This window comes from Bacillus sp. 123MFChir2 (assembly GCF_000383235.1).
Taxonomy (GTDB): Bacteria; Bacillota; Bacilli; order Bacillales; family Bacillaceae_G; genus Bacillus_A.
Window position 1 is genome coordinate 22,303 of sequence record NZ_KB910960.1, and the last position, 23,446, is coordinate 45,748.

17 protein-coding genes, 1 pseudogene and 1 other annotated feature are annotated in these 23,446 nt (G+C 36.1%); of the genes and pseudogenes, 9 read left to right on the forward strand and 9 right to left on the reverse strand.

Features of this window, described 5'->3' with window-relative positions; genetic code table 11:
- Positions 1 to 102: 102 nt before the first annotated feature.
- Together yidC and H280_RS0117000 are read right to left on the reverse strand one after the other, a co-directional pair.
- Positions 103 to 906, reverse strand: a complete 804-nt coding sequence (gene yidC / locus H280_RS0116995; protein WP_020062337.1) for a membrane protein insertase YidC — start codon at positions 904 to 906, stop codon at positions 103 to 105.
- 28 nt (positions 907 to 934) lie between these two features.
- On the reverse strand, positions 935 to 1,219 hold the full coding sequence (locus H280_RS0117000) for a hypothetical protein (RefSeq protein ID WP_020062338.1): 285 nt from the start codon (positions 1,217 to 1,219) through the stop codon (positions 935 to 937).
- 204 nt (positions 1,220 to 1,423) lie between these two features.
- Between H280_RS0117000 and H280_RS0117005 the strand changes: the two genes are divergently transcribed.
- Both H280_RS0117005 and H280_RS0117010 read left to right on the forward strand, forming a co-directional pair.
- Positions 1,424 to 2,317: a YitT family protein gene (locus H280_RS0117005; RefSeq protein WP_020062339.1), complete on the forward strand. Its 894-nt coding sequence runs from the start codon at positions 1,424 to 1,426 to the stop codon at positions 2,315 to 2,317.
- Positions 2,318 to 2,753: 436 nt separating this feature from the next.
- A complete protein-coding gene (locus H280_RS0117010) occupies positions 2,754 to 3,131 on the forward strand; it encodes a DUF3938 domain-containing protein (RefSeq protein ID WP_020062340.1) in 378 nt (125 codons plus the stop codon).
- 295 nt (positions 3,132 to 3,426) lie between these two features.
- On the opposite strand, the gene H280_RS0117015 is transcribed toward H280_RS0117010, so the two are convergent.
- The 3 genes from H280_RS0117015 to metG all read right to left on the reverse strand — a co-directional run bounded on the left by H280_RS0117015 (position 3,427) and on the right by metG (position 8,351).
- Complete coding sequence (locus H280_RS0117015; protein WP_020062341.1) at positions 3,427 to 5,139, reverse strand: methyl-accepting chemotaxis protein; 1,713 nt, start codon at positions 5,137 to 5,139, stop codon at positions 3,427 to 3,429.
- Positions 5,140 to 5,926: 787 nt separating this feature from the next.
- The gene (locus H280_RS0117025) at positions 5,927 to 6,541 is read right to left on the reverse strand and encodes a DedA family protein (RefSeq protein ID WP_020062343.1); all 615 of its coding nucleotides are present in this window, start codon (positions 6,539 to 6,541) and stop codon (positions 5,927 to 5,929) included.
- Positions 6,542 to 6,710: 169 nt separating this feature from the next.
- Positions 6,711 to 8,351 carry a methionine--tRNA ligase gene (gene metG / locus H280_RS0117030; RefSeq protein WP_020062344.1) on the reverse strand — a complete coding sequence of 547 codons (1,641 nt, stop codon included), beginning with the start codon at positions 8,349 to 8,351 and terminating at the stop codon, positions 6,711 to 6,713.
- Between the two features lie 51 nt (positions 8,352 to 8,402).
- Positions 8,403 to 8,675, reverse strand: a binding site (T-box leader).
- Positions 8,676 to 8,793: 118 nt separating this feature from the next.
- Between metG and H280_RS0117035 the strand changes: the two genes are divergently transcribed.
- The 3 genes from H280_RS0117035 (at position 8,794) to H280_RS0117045 (ending at position 13,818) form a co-directional block, all read left to right on the forward strand.
- Entirely contained in the window at positions 8,794 to 9,594 is an 801-nt protein-coding gene (locus H280_RS0117035; protein ID WP_020062345.1) for a class I SAM-dependent methyltransferase, read from the forward strand.
- 620 nt (positions 9,595 to 10,214) lie between these two features.
- Positions 10,215 to 11,909, forward strand: a complete 1,695-nt coding sequence (locus tag H280_RS0117040; protein ID WP_020062346.1) for a methyl-accepting chemotaxis protein — start codon at positions 10,215 to 10,217, stop codon at positions 11,907 to 11,909.
- A 214-nt stretch (positions 11,910 to 12,123) separates the two neighbouring features.
- A complete protein-coding gene (locus H280_RS0117045) occupies positions 12,124 to 13,818 on the forward strand; it encodes a methyl-accepting chemotaxis protein (RefSeq protein ID WP_020062347.1) in 1,695 nt (564 codons plus the stop codon).
- A 318-nt stretch (positions 13,819 to 14,136) separates the two neighbouring features.
- Here the strand turns inward: H280_RS0117045 and H280_RS25825 are convergent.
- Positions 14,137 to 14,223 (reverse strand): annotated as a pseudogene (locus H280_RS25825) (transposase); the annotation flags it as partial.
- An 883-nt stretch (positions 14,224 to 15,106) separates the two neighbouring features.
- Here H280_RS25825 and H280_RS0117050 point away from each other — a divergent pair.
- From H280_RS0117050 to H280_RS0117060, 3 genes are all read left to right on the forward strand, one after another.
- Positions 15,107 to 16,801, forward strand: a complete 1,695-nt coding sequence (locus H280_RS0117050) for a methyl-accepting chemotaxis protein (RefSeq protein ID WP_020062348.1) — start codon at positions 15,107 to 15,109, stop codon at positions 16,799 to 16,801.
- Positions 16,802 to 17,240: 439 nt separating this feature from the next.
- A complete protein-coding gene (locus H280_RS0117055; RefSeq protein WP_020062349.1) occupies positions 17,241 to 18,932 on the forward strand; it encodes a methyl-accepting chemotaxis protein in 1,692 nt (563 codons plus the stop codon).
- A 130-nt stretch (positions 18,933 to 19,062) separates the two neighbouring features.
- The gene (locus H280_RS0117060) at positions 19,063 to 19,377 is read left to right on the forward strand and encodes a metal-sulfur cluster assembly factor (protein WP_020062350.1); all 315 of its coding nucleotides are present in this window, start codon (positions 19,063 to 19,065) and stop codon (positions 19,375 to 19,377) included.
- Between the two features lie 163 nt (positions 19,378 to 19,540).
- On the opposite strand, the gene H280_RS0117065 is transcribed toward H280_RS0117060, so the two are convergent.
- The 3 genes from H280_RS0117065 to H280_RS0117075 all read right to left on the reverse strand — a co-directional run bounded on the left by H280_RS0117065 (position 19,541) and on the right by H280_RS0117075 (position 22,713).
- The gene (locus H280_RS0117065; protein WP_020062351.1) at positions 19,541 to 21,190 is read right to left on the reverse strand and encodes a M4 family metallopeptidase; all 1,650 of its coding nucleotides are present in this window, start codon (positions 21,188 to 21,190) and stop codon (positions 19,541 to 19,543) included.
- A 150-nt stretch (positions 21,191 to 21,340) separates the two neighbouring features.
- On the reverse strand, positions 21,341 to 22,039 hold the full coding sequence (locus H280_RS0117070; protein ID WP_020062352.1) for a pirin family protein: 699 nt from the start codon (positions 22,037 to 22,039) through the stop codon (positions 21,341 to 21,343).
- Positions 22,040 to 22,278: 239 nt separating this feature from the next.
- Positions 22,279 to 22,713, reverse strand: a complete 435-nt coding sequence (locus H280_RS0117075; protein ID WP_020062353.1) for a DUF3920 family protein — start codon at positions 22,711 to 22,713, stop codon at positions 22,279 to 22,281.
- A gap of 192 nt (positions 22,714 to 22,905) precedes the next feature.
- Here H280_RS0117075 and H280_RS0117080 point away from each other — a divergent pair, with 192 nt between their 5' ends.
- A complete protein-coding gene (locus H280_RS0117080) occupies positions 22,906 to 23,346 on the forward strand; it encodes a Dps family protein (protein WP_020062354.1) in 441 nt (146 codons plus the stop codon).
- Positions 23,347 to 23,446 lie beyond the last annotated feature (100 nt).

The window sequence follows — 23,446 nt, forward strand, 5'->3', positions numbered from 1 at the left end:
ATGGTTTTTCATTTTGTATTTATAAAAAAAGAGTTAACCAAAATCCTGCTAAAGCAGTATTTTAGGTTAACTCCTTCTTTATATCATAACAACGATCTTCTCTTATGCCTCTTGCAGTTGTCCATCTTCACGGTCCATTACTTTCTTTAATAACACAGTTTGAATGACAGTAAATAAGTTACTTGTAATCCAGTACAAGACGAGTCCTGACGGTGCAGCAAATCCCATAAATAAAATCATTGCCGGCATCATAAACTGCTGAACTTTTAATACTTGGCTTTGTTCTCCTGTCATATTAGATTGAAATACTTTCATCTGCAGGAATGTTGACAGAGCAGCAAGGACAGGTAAAATGTGATACGGATCTGGATGCCCTAAATTTACCCATAAGAAAGAAGCTGTACGAATCTCTTCCGTATGACTAATGGCATAGTACAATGCTGAGAAAACCGGCATTTGCAACAAGAGTGGTAAACATCCCATCATTGGGTTCACACCGTTCGTTCTCATTAAAATCATCGTTTCTTGTTGATATTGCTTTTGCTTCTCTGGATTTTTCGTCATATCGCCGTACTTCTCCTTCAATTTCTGAAGTTCCGGCTGTATTTTCTTTGTTTTTAATTGACTACGATATTGCGTAATCGTCAGTGGCAGTAAGATCGTACGAACTACAATCGTAATAATGATAATGGCGATTCCAAAGCTATGATTCGGCAAATGGTGTGCCACAAACTGCAACATAACAGAAATTGGATATAAAATATAGTGATTCCAAAATCCAGGACTACTCGCATCAATTGGTGCTGCACTTGCACTTGCATTCGCATTTGCATTACCACATCCCGATAAAACAACAACAAGTAATAATGATAAACTTACGAGCCAAGCTCGGTATGATTTAAACATATATATTCCTCCAATGTTTCATAATTCGTTAGCGAAACATTGGTATATACGGACCTACATCATCACTCTCTCCGCTTGCTTCTTGCCTGCGGACTGAGCGGGCCATTCCATGTTTATAAAAGACAGAGAAAAACGAAGTATTCCCTATATGCTTCTCGCACGTTTCAACACATGCAAAAGCCTTCTGTCTCCCTCTATATGTTTGTTGGCGTACAAAACGCGAAACATTAGTGAGAAACAAAACTTCTAATAAACAAAGTGCCGTTGTTACAACAGATATATATAACATTGCATCTTGCAACAGAAATTCCATCTCTTCACATCCTTATGACAGGATTATATCACACCACTTCAACATGTAAATTCCTTATATTTGACATATTCATGTTTTTCTACATACGCTTAAATTGTAAAAATTTTATAAAATTTTTGCAATTTAATAAAACTATTGTCAGTTGGTGAAAAAAGCATTATTCTCTTCTTGTAAACAAAAAAGAATATGGAGATGAAAACAGACATGGGCCAACTAGGAGACGCCGATTACGTTCCCGATACCGCCTTTTTATCATTCCCAGCTGCAAAAACATGGCATTTAGAATTCATCATTCAACTGATTGTTATTTTAGTTGCTTCAACTTTTTATGCGGTTTCAATGAATATGTTTTTTATTCCACATCACATGATTAGTGGCGGCTTTACTGGTGTTGGGATGATTATCGGTTATTTAATGCACTACAACATTGGTGCGCTCATCTTTTTATTAAACATTCCACTTCTCTTTCTTAGCTATTTTTACTTAGGAAAGAAAACAACTTTTTTAACAGCATATTTCGTTACGATATCGACGCTTACGATGAATATTATTCCCGTTCATCAAATCTCAGATGATATTTTATTATCTTCTGTCTTTGGCGGCGTGCTGTGTGGGGCTGCCACAGGAATCATTTTCCGATTTGCTTCTTCGACGGGCGGATTCGATATTATTGGGTTAATTGTTGCAAAACATAGAGATATTTCAATTGGTTCTATTATTTTTGTCTTTAACCTTATTCTACTTGTAATCGCTGGTTTTATTTTCGGATGGGATATTACACTTTACACACTGATCAGCCGATTTGTAGCAAGTAAAGTAATCGATTCCATTCATACAAAGCACATTAAATTAACAGTGATGACTGTTACAGAAAAAGGGGATATCGTGAAAAGAGCTTTGCTCCAAAACGGAATTCGCGGTGTAACAATGGTCGATGCTGTCGGCGGATATACAAATCATAAGAAAAAAATGATTTACACAGTTGTTACGCGCTATGAACTAGGAGAAATTAAACGTCTAATAAGGCACGTTGATTGTCATGCTTTTATTAACATTACAGAAACCGTAGAAGTAGTCGGACGCTTTAAACGTATATAACAAAACGCAAGGATGATGTCCTTGCGTTTTCATTTTCACTTTATGCTATCGTTGGATAACGTACGCCAAAATTCAAAATATCTGATAATTATTTTTATTCGAATCTGAAACATGTTATACTATGTGTATATCATAAAAGTAAGTAATACACATATATAAATCCATTTTAATTTTTCGACATATAAGTAGCTGTTATGCAGAGTGCAACACGACCTGTACTCGCTTGCTCCCTTTGTTTTAAAACATCGCATCTGGCAGAAATAGGCACTGACCGCTTCTATGCATGGCCAGTTGCTCTCTCCCACCGAAAAAGAAGGGGTTTTATGTTAATTTTTCAATTTGCATCTATATATAGTATCTTATTTCATTCTTATATAAATCTAGATTTTGATTTATATATTGGTTCTCCTATTCAAATGATAAAGGAGTAAAACGTATGAACAAAAAAATTAAACTTATGATCGCAACATTATTTTCCATAGCAGGCGGTCTCTTATGCTTTTGGACAAATATTCATATTGGTGAAAATGTATATATTAATGGAATTGATTCAATTGTAAGCGCTTCCGTTCTTGGTTCGTTTATTTTCTTCCTTTTTAGTTCAGCAGAAAATGCTAGAAAAACGAAGCTTTTAATAATGATCGGTATCGTTGGCGCTTGCATCTCATTTTCAACAACGAATTATGACTTACCATTGCAGCTTAGCACAGCTTTCTTCCATGGTCTATGGACGTGGTTTATTGCATTTTGCATAGCCGATATCTTTGATTTGCTGCAAGATGACAGTCCTGTTCAGGCGGAAAGCAATTCATAATCATTTCTTGCTATATCAAATAAAAGATCATCCTTATTCAGTTCACTTTGAAAAAGGATGGTCTTTTTATATCATATATATCCATCTTAATTTCCCAGCGTATAGATTGCGGCTATACAAAAGAACCTGCACTTGCTTTTTCACTTTGTTTTACCTCGCATGTGGCAGGAAAGGGCACTGACCGCTTCTATGCATGGTCAGATGCTCTCTCCCCTCTAAAAAAAGGGGTTTTATGTCGTTTTTTTACTTATATATTTAGTTTCTCAACTGAACCACTATAAATACAGGTTTCACTTTATGACAGTGTAAAGCGCTTCGTTTGTTCACTCAATTCGTGAATTTGCGCTGCCATTTCTTGCACTTCTTGTGTAAACACATTCATATGTTTTGCCACTTCTTCTATTGTAACACTTACTTCTTCGGTAGCTTCAGCAGTTTCTTCACTTGCAGCCGTAACAGACAATACTTCTGTATGAATCACGCCCTGTTGCTGTTTCATCGTTTCCATTTTTTCAATCACATGCTGCAGTGACTCATTTAATTCGTTTGAAATATATTGCAATGCCTTCATTTGCTCTGCTACAACACTTACTTGATTGAACTGCGCATCATATTGCTGCAACGCTTGTGACAGTTGCTCTGTCGTACCAGACGCTTCTTGCTGCATCTTATAAATTAATTGACGAATATTCCCTGTTTGCTCCGCAGTACGATCCGCTAATAATTTCACTTCTTCTGCCACAACCGCAAATCCTCTTCCCGAATCTCCCGCTCTAGCTGCTTCAATAGCTGCATTTAAGGAAAGCATATTCGTTTGCGCCGCAATATCTTCAATTGTATATAAAATTTCTCCCGTATGGCTTACTTGTGATAATAAAGAATTGACTGTATCTTCAAATTGATAGAACGTCTCTTTCATTTCTTTTCCTTGCATAACTGTATTATGTAACATTCCCTGGCCTTCTTCGCCAGCCTGTGCCATCGCCTGAGAAATACTTTTCATATCTCCTACCGCATGCTCAACGCCGCGTATTTCTTCTTCAAAAGAATGCATCGCACTCGAAACTTGTTCCATCGAAGAAACAGTTTGTGCATTACTATTCGTAATTTCTTGACTCGATAATAAAATGGTCTGGTTCTGTTCTTTCATCTCATGTGTAGAAGAAAGTAACATTTCCGATGTTTGCGTTACAGAGTGTGTCGCCTTCTGTACACCTTGCAATATTCCTCTTAAATTCTCCACCATATATCCGAAAGAACGAATCATATGTCCAATCTCATCTTTTTTACGAGATGAAATACGAAGTTCTCTTAAATCCCCTTCTGCAATTCGTTTCGTTTCTTCTTTCAACGTATGAAGCGGCTTTAACCCTCGATAAATAAAATAGAACAAACATACAAAGGCAGCGGCCACAATTCCTATATTAATAAGAGCCATTTTTACCATTCGATCTGACAACAAGTTATGCATAATCGTGTCGACAACAGAAGCTTTTATATCCATTCCTAGTGCTCCATAAACTTGGCCCTTTTTATCTTGCAACGGCACAAGAACGGACATGTATTTCCCGTAGTTTTCATCATTTATAATGGGACTGTATACCCATTCACCTTGTTGCAGCTTTTTGATTTCTGCCTGACTACTATCAGACTTCTCCCCAATCGGTGAAGCTTCTTCTGAACTTGGCTGCCCATCAATCATAATAACCGCTTCATCCTTCTTAAAATTCAGCGTATATACATATAATGTACCGTTATATTCACGCATTTCATTTAATGCAGTTCGCAGCTTTTCATATGCATCATTTTTTTGGGGATCTTTTAACCACAATTCATATGTGTCTTTATCAAATTGCTTTTTCATTGCCTCAACTTGAACCTTCCCTAACTCACCAATTGTTTGTTCGCCAGTGCCTTTCGCAGTAAAGTATAAAAATATAAAATTCATACTCGCCAGCCCTAGGATGACTACAAATACAATTCCTAAAATTCGTGTTCGTAAGCTCATAGTAGTTCTCCTTTTATCATTAAATTAAAACATAAAGAATATTAGATACATAAAACTTTAAAGGGCCCTCGCATCTTTAAATTGTACATATAAAAAACTTAAAATACCCGATTATCTTACTAATTAACATTTAAAATACGTTATATTATGTATATAACATAAAAGCACATACTATATAAGTATAAATTGAAAAAACGCCTAAAAATCCCTACTTTTTAGATGACCAACAATTCATAATACAAAATATTTACAGCTTCCATGTTATACCTTATAACTAAAGTGTAATATTACACTTTAGTTATAAGGAAGGAGTACATATTATGGTACTATTACTTTTGTCGATTATATTGTTTGCACTTCTACTAATAATTCAAGGTATTCGTGATAAAAATGTATTATTTACTTCGCTAGCCTGTATTCCCTTTCTCATGATTTTCATGACTATTCTATTCTTCATTCTTGGAATACCTGAAAATTCGCTGCCTATTACAAATTCTATCAATGTATTTTGGAGTATTCTTACCATCCTTTACAGCTTACTTTTCGTTATAAGTGTATTAAAAAAGAATGTAGTAGCACTCATAATAAGCTTTATACAAATATGTACTACTGCTTTTTGGTTCTCTGTTATCTCTGGTTTTTGGGCCTCTCCTACCTTTGTTTTTATATTATAACTACGTATATTTCTGTTCTTACCGATAATGAACAACACACTAGCTTACCTATACAAAAAGGCAGCGCTTCTCTCAACAGAAGCACTGCCTTCCTCAACATGAAATGGATTATTTTAATTTACTGTGTGTGCAAACACACGTTTAATTTCTTTACGAAATCGTATAGCTACACTTACCGCCACAATCACCACAACACCGATAATAATCTTTCCGATATGATTCTCAAGCAATCCAAAAATAGCATCTATGTTGCCGCCTAACCAATAACCGCCTACTAAGAAGAACAATACCCAAAACAATGCTCCGCAATAAACTGTTATCGCAAAGCGGCGAAATGGTAAATTAATAATTCCTGCAAAATATCCTGTAAAATGGCGCACACCAGGAATAAAGAATGCAACAAATATTAAGGAATGCCCATATTTATCGAACCACTTCCTCGTTAAATCAATTTTACGCTGCGTTAAAAAGACATATTTTCCGTACTTTTGAATAAATGGCATACCGAGCTTGTTCCCTACAAAATATTGAATTGTCATCCCAACACTTGTCCCTAAGAAAGAGAAAACGATTAATAATGGTAAGTGTAACTCACCTGTATGCGCTAAATATCCTGCGTAAGCTAATGTTGGCTCTCCCGGAAACGGAAGTGCAATATATTCTAACAGTAACCCAACAAGTACAACGTAGTATCCATACTGTTGAAATAATTCATGAACCCATTCCATGTTGACCTCTCCTTTTCTTTCTAATACGCAATCTTCTATAACGTTCTTATTTCATATTTTTATTGTATAAAAACTCCTAGAAACCTGCTATTGTAATAACTTACAATAAGCTTACATTTTTGTAAGGAGAGGGAGGCTATATATCATCAACCGAGACGTATCCCACTTCTCATATACCATTGAAAGACTCATTCAGTTTTTCAACTTCTTCCGCAATTTTCTTCACATCAATCCGTTCAAATAACGGCGATACATTTAAAATACGAACTGGATTCTCACTCGTATAGTTCCATCCATTCTTTGAAACTCCTAACATTTGCTGCACTTGCTCGGACGAAAATGGAAGAAACGGTGCTAATACTTGCGCAAAATTCACGATGAAGTGAATACAGTTTCTCATCGTGTCATCACACGCCGTCTTGTCTTCTTTTATTTGTTTCCATGGCTGCCTTTCATCGAAATATTTATTTGCATAGCGAACTTGCTCAAAAATCGTCTCCAACGCTTGTTTAAAATGCGCTTTTTCAATGAATTCTCCTATTTCAACGTATAATCCCTCTAGCTTTTCTTCAATCTCCTCATTCATTTGGCCAGTCGGTACAGTGTTCTCATAATATTTTTCAAGAAATTTTAGCGTTCTATTTACAAAATTCCCATATGCCCCTAACAATTCGCTATTATGACTATAAATAAATTCCCGCCATGAAAAATCCGTATCCCGATTTTCAGGTGCATTTACAGTTAAAAAATAGCGGATCGAATCAGGGTGATATTCCTTCAAAATTTCAGGAACCCAAACAGCCCAGTTTTTACTTGTCGATAACTTTCTTTTTTCGATCGTTAAATATTCATTCGAAACAATATATTTAGGCAATGCTTCTACTTGTATCCCCTGCAAAATAGCTGGCCAAATGATTGTATGAAACGGAATATTATCTTTGCCATGCACATAATACGTCCGTGTCTCTTCTTGCCAAAATGGTGAATCATCACTGTTTGTTTCTTGCGCCCATTGCTTACTTGCTGAATAATACCCAGACACAGCCTCAATCCACACGTACACCTTCTTATCTTCGTATCCAGAAACAGGAACGCTCACGCCAATTGATAAATCTCTTGAAACAGCACGGTCTTGTAAACCCTCTTGTAAATAACGTAGCGTTAATTGCACAGCGTTCTCGCGCCACGTACCGCTTTGCTTTACTGTTTCTACATATTCTTCTAGCTTCTGCTGTAATGACTTTATTGCAAAATAAAAATGCTCTGTCTCCTTAATTGTTGGTGCAGTGCCGCACAGTTTACATGTTTTCTCCAATAAATCTAGCGGATCTAAAATAGCAGAACACGCATCGCACTGATCACCACGTGCACCCGCACCGCAGTGCGGACAAACGCCTTCCACATACCGATCCGGTAAAAATTGGACACAAGTCTCGCAGTATGTTTGCTCTGCTGTCTTTTTATAAATAAATCCATTTTCTAAAAGCTCTAAGAAAATCTTCTGAACGACTTGATGGTGAGCAACAGAGTCAGTACGAGCATAATAATCATATGAAAACCCAAGCGCCTGAAAACATCGTTCAAATTCTTCGTGATAGCGATCCGCAATTGCTTTAACACTTACCCCTTCCTGCTTAGCCCGAATCGTAATCGGTGTACCGTTACAATCACTTCCTGATACATATAACACATTGTTCCCTTTTAACCGAGAATAACGTGCTAAAATATCTCCTGGCAGTAAACTAGCGATATGCCCAAGATGCAACGATCCATTTGCATATGGCCAAGCGCCTCCAATAAAAATATTCATCCTACATTCCTCCTTTAAAAATATAAAAGCCCCGCCCTTATCTTTTAAAAAGATAAGGACGAGGCTGTATATACAGTCGTGGTACCACCTTATTTCATCAATTGCTCACACAATTGACCTTTGCAAATACGGAGCAATCATTACTCGTATACTGTGACTTTGATAACGAGAGTCAAGGCTCGCCGCCGCCTACTATTATCAAGTGATAAGTTCAGGACGAAGCTCAGAGGCCATTGTTCAAATGATCATTCTTGCTTCTTTTCAGCTCCCGAAGCTCTCTGGAAAGAATGGGGGCATTCTACTTTTCCTCTTCAATGCTTTTCGTATGTAATTTAAATTGTATATATATTATGCAGAAAAATCAAACTTTTTTATAAATACGCAGAAGGATTTTTTATTTTCGCAAGGAAACTATATACCTTTACGGAAAGGAGAGATTGTTTTGAATCAAGAGCAATTAAGCGCAACGAATAAAACTGGCTGGAGTAAATCAGCTTATGAAGCTTGGACAAATCGCCACGGAACACCGCAGTCTTACGGCAAGCGAATACAAGAAAATCCAGCTGTCGAGGTCACACATTATGTACCTTATATCGGTGAAGTGCACGGGAAACGAATTATAAATCTAATGGGATCAAAAGGAAGTAAAGCAGTTGCTCTTTCACTGCTCGGAGCAGATGTAACCGTTGTTGATATTTCGGAAGGCAACGCAAAATATGCAAGGGAACTTGCCGCATCCGCTGAAACACATATTGAATACATCGTGTCCGATGTGCTCAATATACAAGAAACAATCGGCTCATTTGACGTAGTATTACTTGAGCTTGGCGTGCTTCACTATTTTGTAGATTTAAAGCCGTTATTTACTATCATTTCTCAATTACTAAAACACAGGGGCATATTTATTTTACGAGACTACCACCCTATGTATACAAAACTGTTGCAAGTAGAAGATGACAAAATAATTGCAAGCGGGAATTACTTTCAAAAAGATATAATCGAGGTAGATGTAGCCTACAGTACACTCTTATCAGAAGCAGAGCGTATCGCTTTACCAAAAAACATGATCCGCAGATGGACATTAGGAGAAATCGTAACAAGCATTTCCCAGGCAGACCTTCATATTGAGGAGCTCATAGAAGAATGTGGCACACAGCAAAAATGGGTCTTTCCTCCTCATGCTCCGAAAGGAACGGAAGACCGTATTCCTGGACTATATACACTCATCGCCAAAAATATATAGAAAAGCTCTCTTCCAAAATGAAGAGAGCTTTTCTTCTGTGTATAGTAAGTATAAGTTGAGATAAGAGATTACCAATTGTTAGATAGGACAATTAGTTTTTGGGACTACACAACCCAAAAAGGTATAACAACACACATGACGATAATAATGATAATCATTATCGATTTATTAGGATTATACAGCATCTACTTTAGAAATACAATACATATTTTTATATTTATAAACTTCTAAAACTCCTATATATAAATGTATACATTTTCCGAACAAAAGCCTATCTCTATATTTCTCTTTTATACTATTTGTTATAATTTTCACATATCTACTTTATCTCATGACAATGCCCTCCCAGCAGTATGAGATAAAGTGAAACTTCACCCCCACCAATCCTCTTCAGAAAAGTGTAAGTGGATTGGTGGGGGTTTACTTCCCGTCAACGCGGGATAAAGCGCTTTCCTTTTGAAAATTATATATAAATACAAGTTGATTTTTCAACATATAAGTCGCTTCTATGCATGGCCAGTTGCTCTGGTCTCCTTCCCTAAAAAAGTGGTTTTTATGTCATTTTTTCAATTTGTATTTATATAAAAATCCTAATAAAAAGATAAAGGACGGGATTATAAATGAAGTACGTTAGCATTCGTAAGAAACTCATCTTTATGCTACTAAGCGTTTGCTTATTATTTAGCATTGCTTTAGCAGTTATTTTATTTTTCTCTACTAGTCAAGCACACCAAGCGGAAATATTACAATCTGATGTTTCGCGCAAAGCAACTATCTTAAAAGAACGCGGGGATTTATTCCAAGCTCAAGTCTCTGGCTTACATGACTATTTATTGGCGCACAATGAAAAAGATCTAGCAAAGTTTAATAAGGCAGGAAAACAATTAGCCGATACACGCGAAAAAATAACAAGCGATACAAGTCTCCCACAAGAAATGAAAGATACCATTAACATGGGAGGAAAATGGCGTAGTGTAATGGATGACCAAGTTCTTCCTCTTACAAGAGAAGGAAAATGGGAGGAAGCAAGCAAAATTTCCTTGCAGCAAAACGAAATTGGCGATACCATTTTAGCTAATTTCAAAAAATATACAGATCAAGAAAACGCAAAGCGGGATGAGTTAATAAATCAGATAAAGCACTCATCAACCGTTATGCAGTTTACTATTTTCTTGTCCCTTATCCTATGTACAATAATAGCTCTTATACTAGCATGGTGGTTATCTGGTAAACTTGTAAAACCTATTCGAGAGATTGATTCTAAATTAAAAGAACTAGCATCTCAAGACGGTGACTTAACAGTTCGCCTTCCTATACGTAGTAATGATGAGATTGGCGACATTGCCGTATCATTTAATCAAATGCTTTCCAATTTACAAACTATTATTAACCAGGTGAAAAAAACATCTTCGGACGTGAAAACAGCTTCTGAAAGAATGTTAACAGAAACGAAACATTCGATAGGCGCAACAACTCAAATTCAAACAACAATGCGGGCGTTAGATCATAGCATTCACTCTCAAGTTTCTAGTATTGAAGAGGGCTCTACCGCAATGGATGATATGACCGTTAGTGTACAACGCATTGCTGAATCCGCTTCTACTGTTGCAGAACTTGCTGTGACAACTTCAGAACAAGCTGATGTTGGTAGTCACGTAATCGAACAATCTATTACACAAATGAGTGCGATCCACAAAGCTGTTCACGCAACATCGGAAGTTGTTGAGCACCTGATTTCTCATACAAAGTCGATTGATTACGCTGTCCAAGCAATCTCTAATATTGCAGAACAAACGAACCTTCTTGCATTAAATGCTTCCATTGAGGCCGCCCGCGCTGGGGAACATGGAAAAGGATTTGCGGTTGTCGCAGATGAAGTGCGAAAACTTGCCGAACAATCAAAAACAGCTGCAACAAATATTAATCAGTTGCTTCATCATATTCAAAATGATACGAGTGCTGCAAATACGATGATGCTGCAAGGTCAAATAGAAGCTGCTGAAGGAATTGCAATTATGCAAAAAGCTGGTTCTTCTTTTACAACCATTGTCAAACAAATTAATGAGGTATCCTCACAAATGCAGGAAGTTTCAGCAACTGCTGAGGAAATGGCTGCGAGTGCAGAAGAAATGAATACCTCTCTGGGCAATATCGCTTCTATCTCTCATGAAGTAGCAGCAGAAACTACCCAAACCGCAAGCTCTGCCGGTAAGCAAGTAAACGTAATAAACGGCATGTCTATTATGTCTGAACAGATGAAACACGTTGTAGAAGAACTTGAGTCGCTCGTTTCTCGTTTTAAAACTGAGTCTTAAACAAGATTGTATAAAAGCGACTTATACACAGTGGAGGAAAGTAAATTCTTATAAACGAATAATAAAATATTTTCTCACTTTCTATACTATAGTCTGCTATAATTTCTATAGGAACAAAAAGTGCTTTATTTCGATGTCACTCGAAATAAAGCACTTTTTAATCATAATATTAATTAATCTTTATAAACAAATTACAAAAGGAGGATTTATCATTATGAAATACGTGAGCATTCGTAAAAAAATGATGTTTATGATGGGAACAATTTGTGCTTTATTTGGTATTGCATTAGCTTTTATCTTTTTCTTTGCAAAAAGTGAAAACAATGTAGCAATAACATTACAAAAAGATGTTGCACCAAGAACAACGCTTTTAATAGAACGTAATAAGGCGTATCAAGTACAACTTTCGGCTTTTCGAGGTTATCTATTAACACATGATTCTGCCGAATTAGATAAATTTTATGAGATGGATAAACAATTAGAAGATACAAAAGGACAGCTATTAAACGCCCCAAGTATTTCGCAGGATCTCAAAAATACAATGGAGTCGGGAGCACAATGGCGTCATTTTGTTATTGAAAAGGTACTTCCTCTTACTAAAGAAGACAAATGGGACGAAGCAGCAAAAATTACCGCTGAACAAAATGGAACTATTTTTAAAGTAATCGGGGATTTCGAAAAATATAGCAATGCCGAAAATAAAAAGTGTGATCAACTTATTGAGCAAGTAAAAAATTCATCCTCACTTGTTAAATCTATTGTTCTTCTCTCTCTTATCCTTTGTACAATTATTGGCATTATGGTAGCCTGGTGGTTCTCTAGTAAACTTGTGAAACCAATTCAGGAAATTGATACAAAGCTCAAAGAACTCGCTTCTCAAGATGGGGATTTAACAGCACGTTTATCTGTAGAAAGCAATGATGAAATTGGTGCCATTGCCGCTTCCTTTAATCAAATGTTAGAAAACCTCCAATATATCATTGGACAAGTACAAAAAACATCGTTAAATGTACGAAGTGCTTCTGACAACATACTAAAAGAAACAAAGATTTCCATGAACGCAACAACTGATATCCAAATGACAATGTCTGAATTAGAACATAATATTCAATCACAAGTTTCTAGTATCGAAGAAAGTTCTACTGCAATGGATGACATGGCAATCGGTGTACAACGTATCGCCCAATCTGCTTCCGCCATTGCGGAACTGACTGTAACGACTTCTGACCGTGCAAGTGAGGGTAGTCAAGTAATCGAAAAATCAATTACGCAGATGACAACCATTCATAACGCAGTGGATGCTACATCTCAAGTTGTCGAACGTCTTATCACTCATACAGAGCATATCGATACAGCTGTTCAATCGATCTCTAATATCGCGGAACAAACAAATCTTCTTGCGTTAAATGCTTCTATTGAAGCAGCACGTGCCGGGGAACAAGGCAAAGGGTTTGCCGTTGTTGCAGATGAAGTGCGAAAGCTTGCAGAACAATCAAAAGCTGCTGCAACAAGCATTAACCAATTACTTCACCATATTCAGACTGATACGAAGACTGCAAATTCGATGATGGAACAAGGTCAAGTAGAAGCTGCTCAAGGAATTACAGTGATTCGCGAGGCTGGTTCTTCCTTCGCAACCATTGTCGAACAAATCAATGAAGTATCTTCACAAATGCAAGAAGTTTCAGCAACTGCGGAAGAGATGGCTGCAAGTGCAGAAGAAATGAATGCTTCTCTTAATAATATTGCTTCTATCTCAGGTGAAGTAGCAGCAGAAACAACACAAACTGCAAACTCTGCTGGAGAGCAAGTAAACATCATGAAAGACATGTCTGTTAAATCTGAGGAAATGAAACATGTTGTAGAAGAACTCGACACACTCGTTTCTCGTTTTAAAACAGAATCTTAAACAGGTTTATCAGAATCGAAAATCAAATGTTTGATCTTCACATGATTACGAAGGTATTGAAACAATCTCATAATCGTAAGATAGGTTATGTGCGATAAGATGAAATGCCACTTTCGATAACTTATTCACACATGCAACGGATGCAACTTTATGACATTTGTTATAAGGTTGCATTTTTAATTTATCGTAGTATTCCACGAAATGATTGTTCCTAAAGAAGCTTTGGTGAATCATACCTTGCATCATAAAATACAACATTTGTCGTAAATGTCTATTGCCACACTTAGTAATTTTATTCTTGTAAAACAATATGCTAAATTGAAAACATTTTATATCGAAGAGTGATTTCCACGTTTTAAAGATGATCTCTATTTGCCAACGCAAAGTGTATAATTGATGTATCTGGTACTAAGAATAAATCTATACTTTATACAAATATCGTAGATGTAATTTTTAATATTTCGTTTCTTAAAGCTATATATAGCTTTAAACGTGACTACTCAGCTATACCTTTTAGAAATTTAGAAAAGGGTATGATTCTAGTGAAGATGTGTCTCTCTATTACTTATAAATTCATTTTTTGGCATATAGACTGCTGTCATGCAAACAGGGCAGGGGCCTGCACTGTTTGGCTACTTTTGTTTTCAAACCTTGTACGTGGCAGGAAAGGCCCTAACCCCTTTTCCATGCACAACTAGATGCTCTCCCCTCCTCTAAAAGAAAGGGGTTTTTATGTCGTTTTTTAACTTGGATATATATAAGAATGTAAAAAACTCATATCGTTATTAAAACATTATCTTTTTGGTATGTAAATCCCAAATTCTTATTATAAGTATATAAAAATTTCCATAGTAATATTTTACAAACAAGAAATAATTATATTAAAAAAACAATAAACATTTTCTTTTCATAAATTCTAATCATTTTAACCTAATATCCCCACAAGAAATAGCATAATTTTAATTTAATGCGAAAAAATAGCGCACAAAAAATGTTTATAGTATAACAAAACAACATTTTACATGCCATTCACCTATATTTTCGTATGCAAAATTGCATACGAAACAAAGAAAAATTACAGTAAAATAAGAATATCTTTAAACGATTTACTATAAACTAACTTTCGATATTAATATATGAAAATAAAAATTTTATTTTTTATAAATAATATTATCTCCTTACTTTACATACCAAACTTTTCTATAATTTTTAATGTCAGGTAATAATACCAAATCATTAAATATTAATTAATCCTAATAAATTAATGTTAAAAGGAGGATTTATCATTATGAAATACGTAAGCATTCGTAAAAAAATGATGTTCATGATAGGTACAATTTGTGCTTTATTTGGCATCGCATTAGCTTTTATTATTTTCTTTGCCAAACTCGAAAATAATATAGCCGTAACATTACAAAAAGATGTTGCACCAAAAACAAACCTTTTAATAGAACGCAATGAGGCATATCAAGTGCAACTTTCAGCCTTTCGAGCTTATCTATTACAACGTGATCCTGCCGAATTAGATAAGTTTTACGAGTTAGATAAACACTTAGAAGATACAAAAGGAAAACTATTAAACGACCCAAATATTTCACAAGATATCAAAAATACAATGGAGTTAGGAGGACAGTGGCGTAAGTTTATTAATGAAAAGATAATTCCTCTTACTAAAGAAGGAAAATGGGACGAGGCAATACAACTTACCGCTGAACAAAACAAAACTGTTTATACAGTAAGCCGTGATTTCACCAAATATAGCAATGACGAAAATACGAAGTGTGATCAGCTTATCAAACAAGTAAAAGACTCATCCTCACTCGTTAAATCTATTGTCCTTATTTCTCTTATCCTTTGTACAATTATTGGTATTATCTTAGCCTGGTGGTTCTCTGGCAAAATCGTGAAACCAATTCAGGAAATTGATATAAAGCTAAAAGAACTTGCTTCTCAAGACGGCGATTTAACAGCAAGATTAGATGTAAAAAGTAATGACGAAATTGGCAGAATTGCCGCTTCCTTTAATAAAATGCTAGAAAATCTACAATATATCATTGGGCAAGTGCAAAAAACATCGTTAAATGTACGAAGTGCTTCTGACAATATACTAATAGAAACGAATATCTCTATGGATGCAACAACCGCTATCCAAACGACGATGTCCGAATTAGAACATCATATTCAATCACAAGTTTCTAGTATCGAAGAAAGCTCTACTGCAATGGATGATATGGCAGTTAGTGTACAGCGTATTGCCCAGTCTGCTTCCGCCGTTGCTGAACTGACTGTAACGACTTCTGATCGAGCAAACGAAGGTAGTCGAGTAATCGAAGAATCCATTACACAGATGACAACCATTCATAACGCAGTGAATGCTACATCTCAAGTTGTCGAACGTCTAATCACTCATACAGAGTATATCGATACAGCTGTCCAATCTATCTCTAATATTGCGGAACAAACAAATCTTCTTGCATTAAATGCTTCCATTGAAGCGGCACGTGCCGGAGAACAAGGAAAAGGATTTGCCGTTGTTGCAGATGAAGTACGAAAACTCGCCGAACAATCCAAAGCTGCTGCAACAGGCATTAATCAATTACTTCACCATATTCAGGCTGATACGAAAGCTGCAAATTCGATGATGGAACAAGGTCAAGTAGAAGCTGCTCAAGGAATTACAGTCATTCGTGAAGCTGGTTCTTCCTTCACAACCATTGTCGAACAAATCAGTGAAGTATCTTCACAAATGCAAGAAGTTTCAGCGACTGCTGAAGAGATGGCTGCAAGTGCAGAAGAAATGAATGCTTCTCTTAATAATATTGCTTCTATCTCAGGTGAAGTAGCAGCAAAAACAACACAAACTGCAAACTCTGCTGGAGAACAAGTAAACATCATGAAAGACATGTCTAGTAAATCTGAGGAAATGAAACATGTTGTAGAAGAACTCGACACACTCGTTTCTCGTTTTAAAACAGACTCTTAAACATAGGTTTATATATAGATGCAAATTGGAAAACTAACATAAAAACCCTTTTCTTTTTCGATGGGCGAGAGCAACTGGCCATATATAGAGGCGGTCAGTTCCTTTTCCTGCCACGTGCAAAGTTTAAAACAAAGATAGACAGCAAGTAGCGTCCATGTTTTGTTCTGCATAGCAGCGACTTATATGTATTGATTTATATAAATTAAAACTCAAAAAACGAACTGCCCCTAAATTATTTTGGGCAGTTTTTTATATTCTCAAAACCCTTGGTATCTCTAGGCTGAAGGTTATACAATTCCTTCGTAATAAATCAACGAAAAAATTTCCCCTTACTTTCCATGATACAGTCTGCTATAATCCCTAATATCAGGTCATAATATCAAATCATAATATTAATTAATTTGTATAAATTAATTAATAAAAGGAGGATTTTATACTTATGAAATACATGAGCATTCGTAAAAAAATGATGTTTATGGTAGGTACAATTTGCGCTTTATTTGGCATCGCATTAGCTTTTATTTTTTTCTTTGCCAAACTCGAAAATAATATAGCCGTGACATTACAAAAAGATGTTGCACCAAGAGCAACACTTTTACTAGAACACGGTAATACATATCAAATACAACTTTTAGCCTTTCAAGATTATTTATTAACACATGACCCTGCCGAACTAGATGAATTTTATGAAATGGACAAACAATTAGAAGATACAAAAGGAAAACTACTAAACGATCCAAAGACTCCTCAAAATATAAAAAATACAACGGAGTTAGGAGCACAGTGGCGTCAGTTTATTAATGAAAGAATAATTCCTCTTACTAAAGAAGGAAAATGGGACGAGGCAATAAAAGTTGCCGCTGAACAAAATAAAACTGTTCATACATTAGTCCATGATTTCACCAAATATAGCAATAATGAAAATGCGAGGTGTGATCAGCTCGTCCAACAAATAAAAGATTCATCCTCACTCGTTAAATCTATTATCTTTATTTCTCTTATCCTTTGTACAATTATTGCCATCATCACGGCTTGGTGGTTCTCTGGTAAACTTGTGAAACCAATTCAAGAAATTAATACAAAGCTCAAAGAACTTGCTTCTCAAAATGGGGACTTAACAGTACGATTAGATGTAAACAGTAATGATGAAATTGGTGCCATTGCTGCTTCCTTTAATCAAATGTTAAAGAACCTCCAATATATCATTGGACAAGTACAGCAAACATCGTTAAATGTACGTAATGCTTCTGACAATATACTAACAGAAACGAATATCTCTATGGATGCAACAACCGCTATCCAAACGAAGATGTCCGAATTAGAACATCATATTCAATCACAAGTTTCTAGTATCGAAGAGAGTTCTACTGCAATGGACGATATGGCAGTTAGTGTACAGCGTATTGCCCAATCTGCTTCCGCCATTGCTGAACTGACGGTAACGACTTCTGACCGTGCAAGTGAAGGTAGTCAAGTAATCAAAAAATCAATTACACAGATGACAACAATTCATGATGCAGTGAATGCTACATCTCAAGTTGTCGAACGTCTAATCACTCATACGAAACATATTGATACCGCTGTCCAATCGATCTCTAATATTGCAGAACAAACGAATCTTCTTGCATTAAATGCTTCCATTGAAGCAGCGCGAGCTGGAGAGCAAGGAAAAGGATTTGCCGTTGTTGCAGATGAAGTGCGAAAGCTTGCAGAACAATCAAAAGCTGCTGCAACAGGCATTAATCAGTTGCTTCATCATATTCAGGATGATACGAAAACTGCAAATTCGATGATGGAACAAGGTCAAGTAGAAGCTGCTCAAGGAATTACAGTGATTCGCGAGGCTGGTTCTTCTTTCGCAACCATTGTCGAACAAATTAATGCAGTATCTTCACAAATGCAAGAAGTTTCAGCGACTGCTGAAGAGATGGCTGCAAGTGCCGAACAAATGAACGCTTCTCTTAATAATATTTCTTCTATCTCAGGTGAAGTAGCAGCAGAAACAACACAAACTGCAAACTCTGCTGGAGAACAAGTAAATATCATAAAAAACGTGTCTGTGACATCTGAGCAGATGAAACACGTTGTAGAAGAACTTGACACACTCGTTTCTCGTTTTAAAACAAAGTAGTAACAAAAGCATTCCTTGTTATGTGGAATGCTTTTTTCCTATATGAAAATACTGTGAGCCAGATCACTGCATCTTCATTGCAAACCCGCTATAATGAGAATAAATATCATTCATTAAAAGAGGTGCTACTATGTCTCAAACTTTAGAAGATAAAGTATATGCCAACTTGGAAGCTGTTATTGATCCTGAACTTGGCGTCGATATTATAAATCTTGGATTAGTATATGATGTTACAACGGACGAACAACAGAATGCCGTTATTACAATGACAATGACTTCAATTGGTTGTCCGATGGCTGGACAAATCGTATTTGATGTCAAAAAAGTATTAGCAACAAATGTTCCTGAATTAAATGAAATTGAAGTAAATGTTGTTTGGAATCCACCATGGACAAAAGATCGCATGTCACGGCTTGCTAAAATCGCATTAGGCATTCGTGATTAAACGAGAAAAAAGACCTGATATGAGTCAGGTCTTTTCGTTTCTTATCCCGCATTAACGGGTAGTAAAACGTGGAAAAACAAGAAAAAAACTGCTCGTAAAAGCCCGATTGGTGAGGGCTTTCTATCAGTGGGGATGAAGAATCCCCACTGATAGAAATTCCACTTTATTTTACTCCTACTGCATCATATGCTTTCTTTACGGCTTGTACTTCTTTAGAATTTTGGCCGTATAAATCTGTAGCTGCTTGAATTGCAGCTTGGCGCATCATCTTAAAGTTTGAGTTTGCAGTTAAATATTTTGAAAGAGCGCGGTAATAAATTTTTTCTGTTGCTTCGCGGCCTACGCCATTTACAGTAACGTCGTAATGCTTGCCACCTTCAGAAATTAAGTATGCCGCTTTATTATTAATGCTGCTGTTAATATGAACACCGCCATTATCATACTTTCCTGTGTAACGCTTACTATAATGATCTGGGTAGCCTTCACCTGGCTTTAATGGATTTGGAATAGAAGCTGGATTACTTAAAGAACGCAATGCATCACCTTGTTCATTTGGCGTATAAATATCTTCTCCAAGCTCCCAATCATCACGGTCTACCATTGCCCCCATAATATCAGATAACGATTCATTTAATGCTCCAGATTCATTTTTATACTCTAGATTTGCAGTGTACTCTGTTACTGCATGAGTGAGCTCATGTGCAATAACATCAAGTCCTGCTGATAATGGAATGAATTCTGTCCCATCACCGTCTCCGTACATCATTTGGACACCGTTCCACGCTGCGTTATTCCACCCTTCCCCCACATGAACAGTAGAAATCAACTTCGCTCCCTCGTTATCAAATGAATTACGGTTGAATGTTTTCTTGTAATAATCGTATACTTTCTCAGCATTAGCGTGCGCATCAACAGCTGCTTTATCCTCAAAGAATTTATTTTTACTTTCTATTTCTTCACCAGTATATCCAAGCCATTGCGAGAATAAGTTGAACCAATTTTCATCCATATTTTTTGCATCAAATGTATGAACACCTTTTCCACGTTTTCCATCGAATAAATGAAAAGCCCCAGTTTTTGAATCCTGTGCAATTTCAAAACTTGTTCGATTCCCTAACACACCGTATCCAAACCCTGTGATATGATCAATCGCATTATATTTCTCAATTACATTTCCGTTTGTTGCATCAATAAAGTAATGCCAGTATCCTGGTGCTGGTTTTGAAACTGATGCTTTTACAAGATATGAAAGATAATACTTCCCATCTTTTTCATATACATATAAATCTTTTTTAATGCCATCATAGTTATCTACTTTGCCGATTTCTTTCTCAATATCAGCCTTCGCAGCATTTACAGCCTCATCTTCTGAAATGCTCGCATTCGATGGAATATTTTTATCTTCTAAATTCGGGATAACTTGCCCGAAAAACGCTTTTACATTATTATCTTTATCCAACGCTACTGTTTGATCAGATCCATAAACAGGAACACCATTATGTTTTTCAATAAGCTTCACATGTGTCGTTTCTGCCTGTGCATCTTTTTCTTCACCAACGACTTCAAAATGTTTCTCAATATTTCCTGCTAACTTAAACATGTCTTTTTTACTCTTTAAATACTCAAACACCGTTTCTTTTTTATCTAATCCTTCCGGTGCTTTCCACTCTTCCCCAATAAAAGATGGTGTTTGAAACTCTTGGTTGTATTGAATCTTTTGCTCATCTGCATATGTACTTGACGTACCTAATGTCGCAAATGCTCCTAAAGCCATAGACAAAGCTACCGTTGAAGATAGAACTTTCTTTTTCAAAAAAACAACACTCCCCATCCCTATTTTTTTGACACTTTTATACAATTCTAGAGGAGTTAGCAATACCCTTCATTTAATTTTTAGAAAATTTCGACAAAATATTCAAAAAAATTAGTAGCGCCCTATTTAAACGCTACCATTGGAATACACTTATTGTTTCTTCATCTCAATTACTAAATAATGGGCTGTTTCCGCTGCTTGAATGCGAATATCCTCTTCAATTGCTTCTGCTGCATCTCTCATTACTAGCGTTTCACCGTTCACAACACCGCTTCCTTCAATTTGAACTAAATAAGCTTGGCGTCCTTCACCAACTGAGAATGTAAGCTCTTTTCCTTTTTCTAAAGCAAGCGAGTACAAGTTTGCATCTTGATGAATTTCAACCTTTGCACCGCCATCAATTGGCGAAACCATGTGGAACCATGTATTCTCACGTTTATTCCAATCAAATTTAAATTCACCGTAATTTGGTGTATGACCAGAACGGTCTGGTAAAATCCAAATTTGCAGAAGACGCAATGTTTCATCACCTAAGTTATGCTCGCTATGGAAGACACCTGTTCCAGCACTCATATATTGCACATGTCCACGTTCAATTGTTCCACGGTTTCCCATACTATCTTGGTGTGTTAACGCTCCGTCCACTACGTAAGAAATAATCTCCATATCACGGTGCGGATGCATCTCAAATCCTGTTTGTTCTGCTACCAAATCATCATTAATAACACGAAGTGCACCGAATCTCATATTATTTGGATTATAATAATCTGCAAATGAAAAATGGAAATGTGTATTTAACCAACCGTGATTTGCTCTTCCCATTTTTTTATGATCAACTTTTTTAAACATATTTTTCACCCCACATTATCTCGAATTCGAGATAATTATTTAAAATTTTTTCGAACTGTACTTAAAAAAATTGTGTTACCTACAAGCGGAACTACTACTGTATGCTTCCCTAACTGATTTGTACTAATTCACTTAATTATGTTACTTAGCTTTGTAACTACAGTTTAGAACTAAACTTAATAATTGTCAATTACTATATTTTTGTAAGTTAATAACAAAAGAATATTATACACCATATTTTAGTTCACATACCTTCTTCTATATTCTCTCAGCTTTCTCTTCGCAAACACCCTTGCATCTTTTTCAATCCACCGCTCTTCATACATTTCATCTCCAACGTACAATAACTTATATTCATGCTGCATGTCGTGCCGAAACTCATGCAACAATGTTTCTAGAACGCTCTCATACTTCTCCCACATACAAACAAAAATGAGCCGCTTTTCTTTATGGTAAAATCCACTCAAAGGAAATAAAAATTCTTCTTCCTCTTCTCCTAATCGTATTAACACATCATTCGTTTCGCACGTATCACAAAAAATAACAGGTACCTCACGCCGTTCAATTAATGAGAAAATATCCTTCTTTACTTGATTTACATCCCACGGAAAATCATCATCCAGTACATACCAGTTCCCAGCTTGTTGATATATCCGTTCAAATGGGAGCTGCATTTTCATTCTCCTTTCTCTTTACTCGCTGTTATTTATATGTCACATTGGCGCTTATTTTAAACGTACATGTGTGTCACAAAAATATTTTAAATTATATATGCAGAAAGGGTTGATTTCATACCAATTATTAGATTATAATAATTATAAATTAACAAACGTTATAAAAATAACATTTTAAAGGGGATTGATCATATGAACACGCAAGTAATTGAAGCATTAAACAAACAAGTAGCAAACTGGAACGTTTTATTCACAAAATTACACAATTTCCATTGGTACGTTACAGGACCTCAATTCTTTACACTTCATGAGAAATTCGAACAATTTTATACAGAAGCAGCTACGAACATTGATGAAATTGCGGAGCGTATTTTAGCAATTGGCGGCAAACCAGTAGCGACAATGAAAGAATATTTAACATTATCTTCTGTTCAAGAAGCAAGCTACGGAGAAACTGCAGAAGAGATGGTCGCAGCAATTATGAAAGACTACGAAATGATGCTTGGCGAACTGAAAAAAGGTATGGAAATCGCACAAGATACAGACGACGAAATGACATCTGACCTACTACTTGGCATCTACACAGAACTTGAAAAACACGCATGGATGTTACGTGCATTCTTGAATCAATAAGAAAAGCGGAAGCGGCTCGCTCAGAATGTGAGGGGGATGGAGCTTCTGACGTAGAGGTGCTTTCTACCTCGCAGGAAGAAGCGAAGCCACCGAACATTCT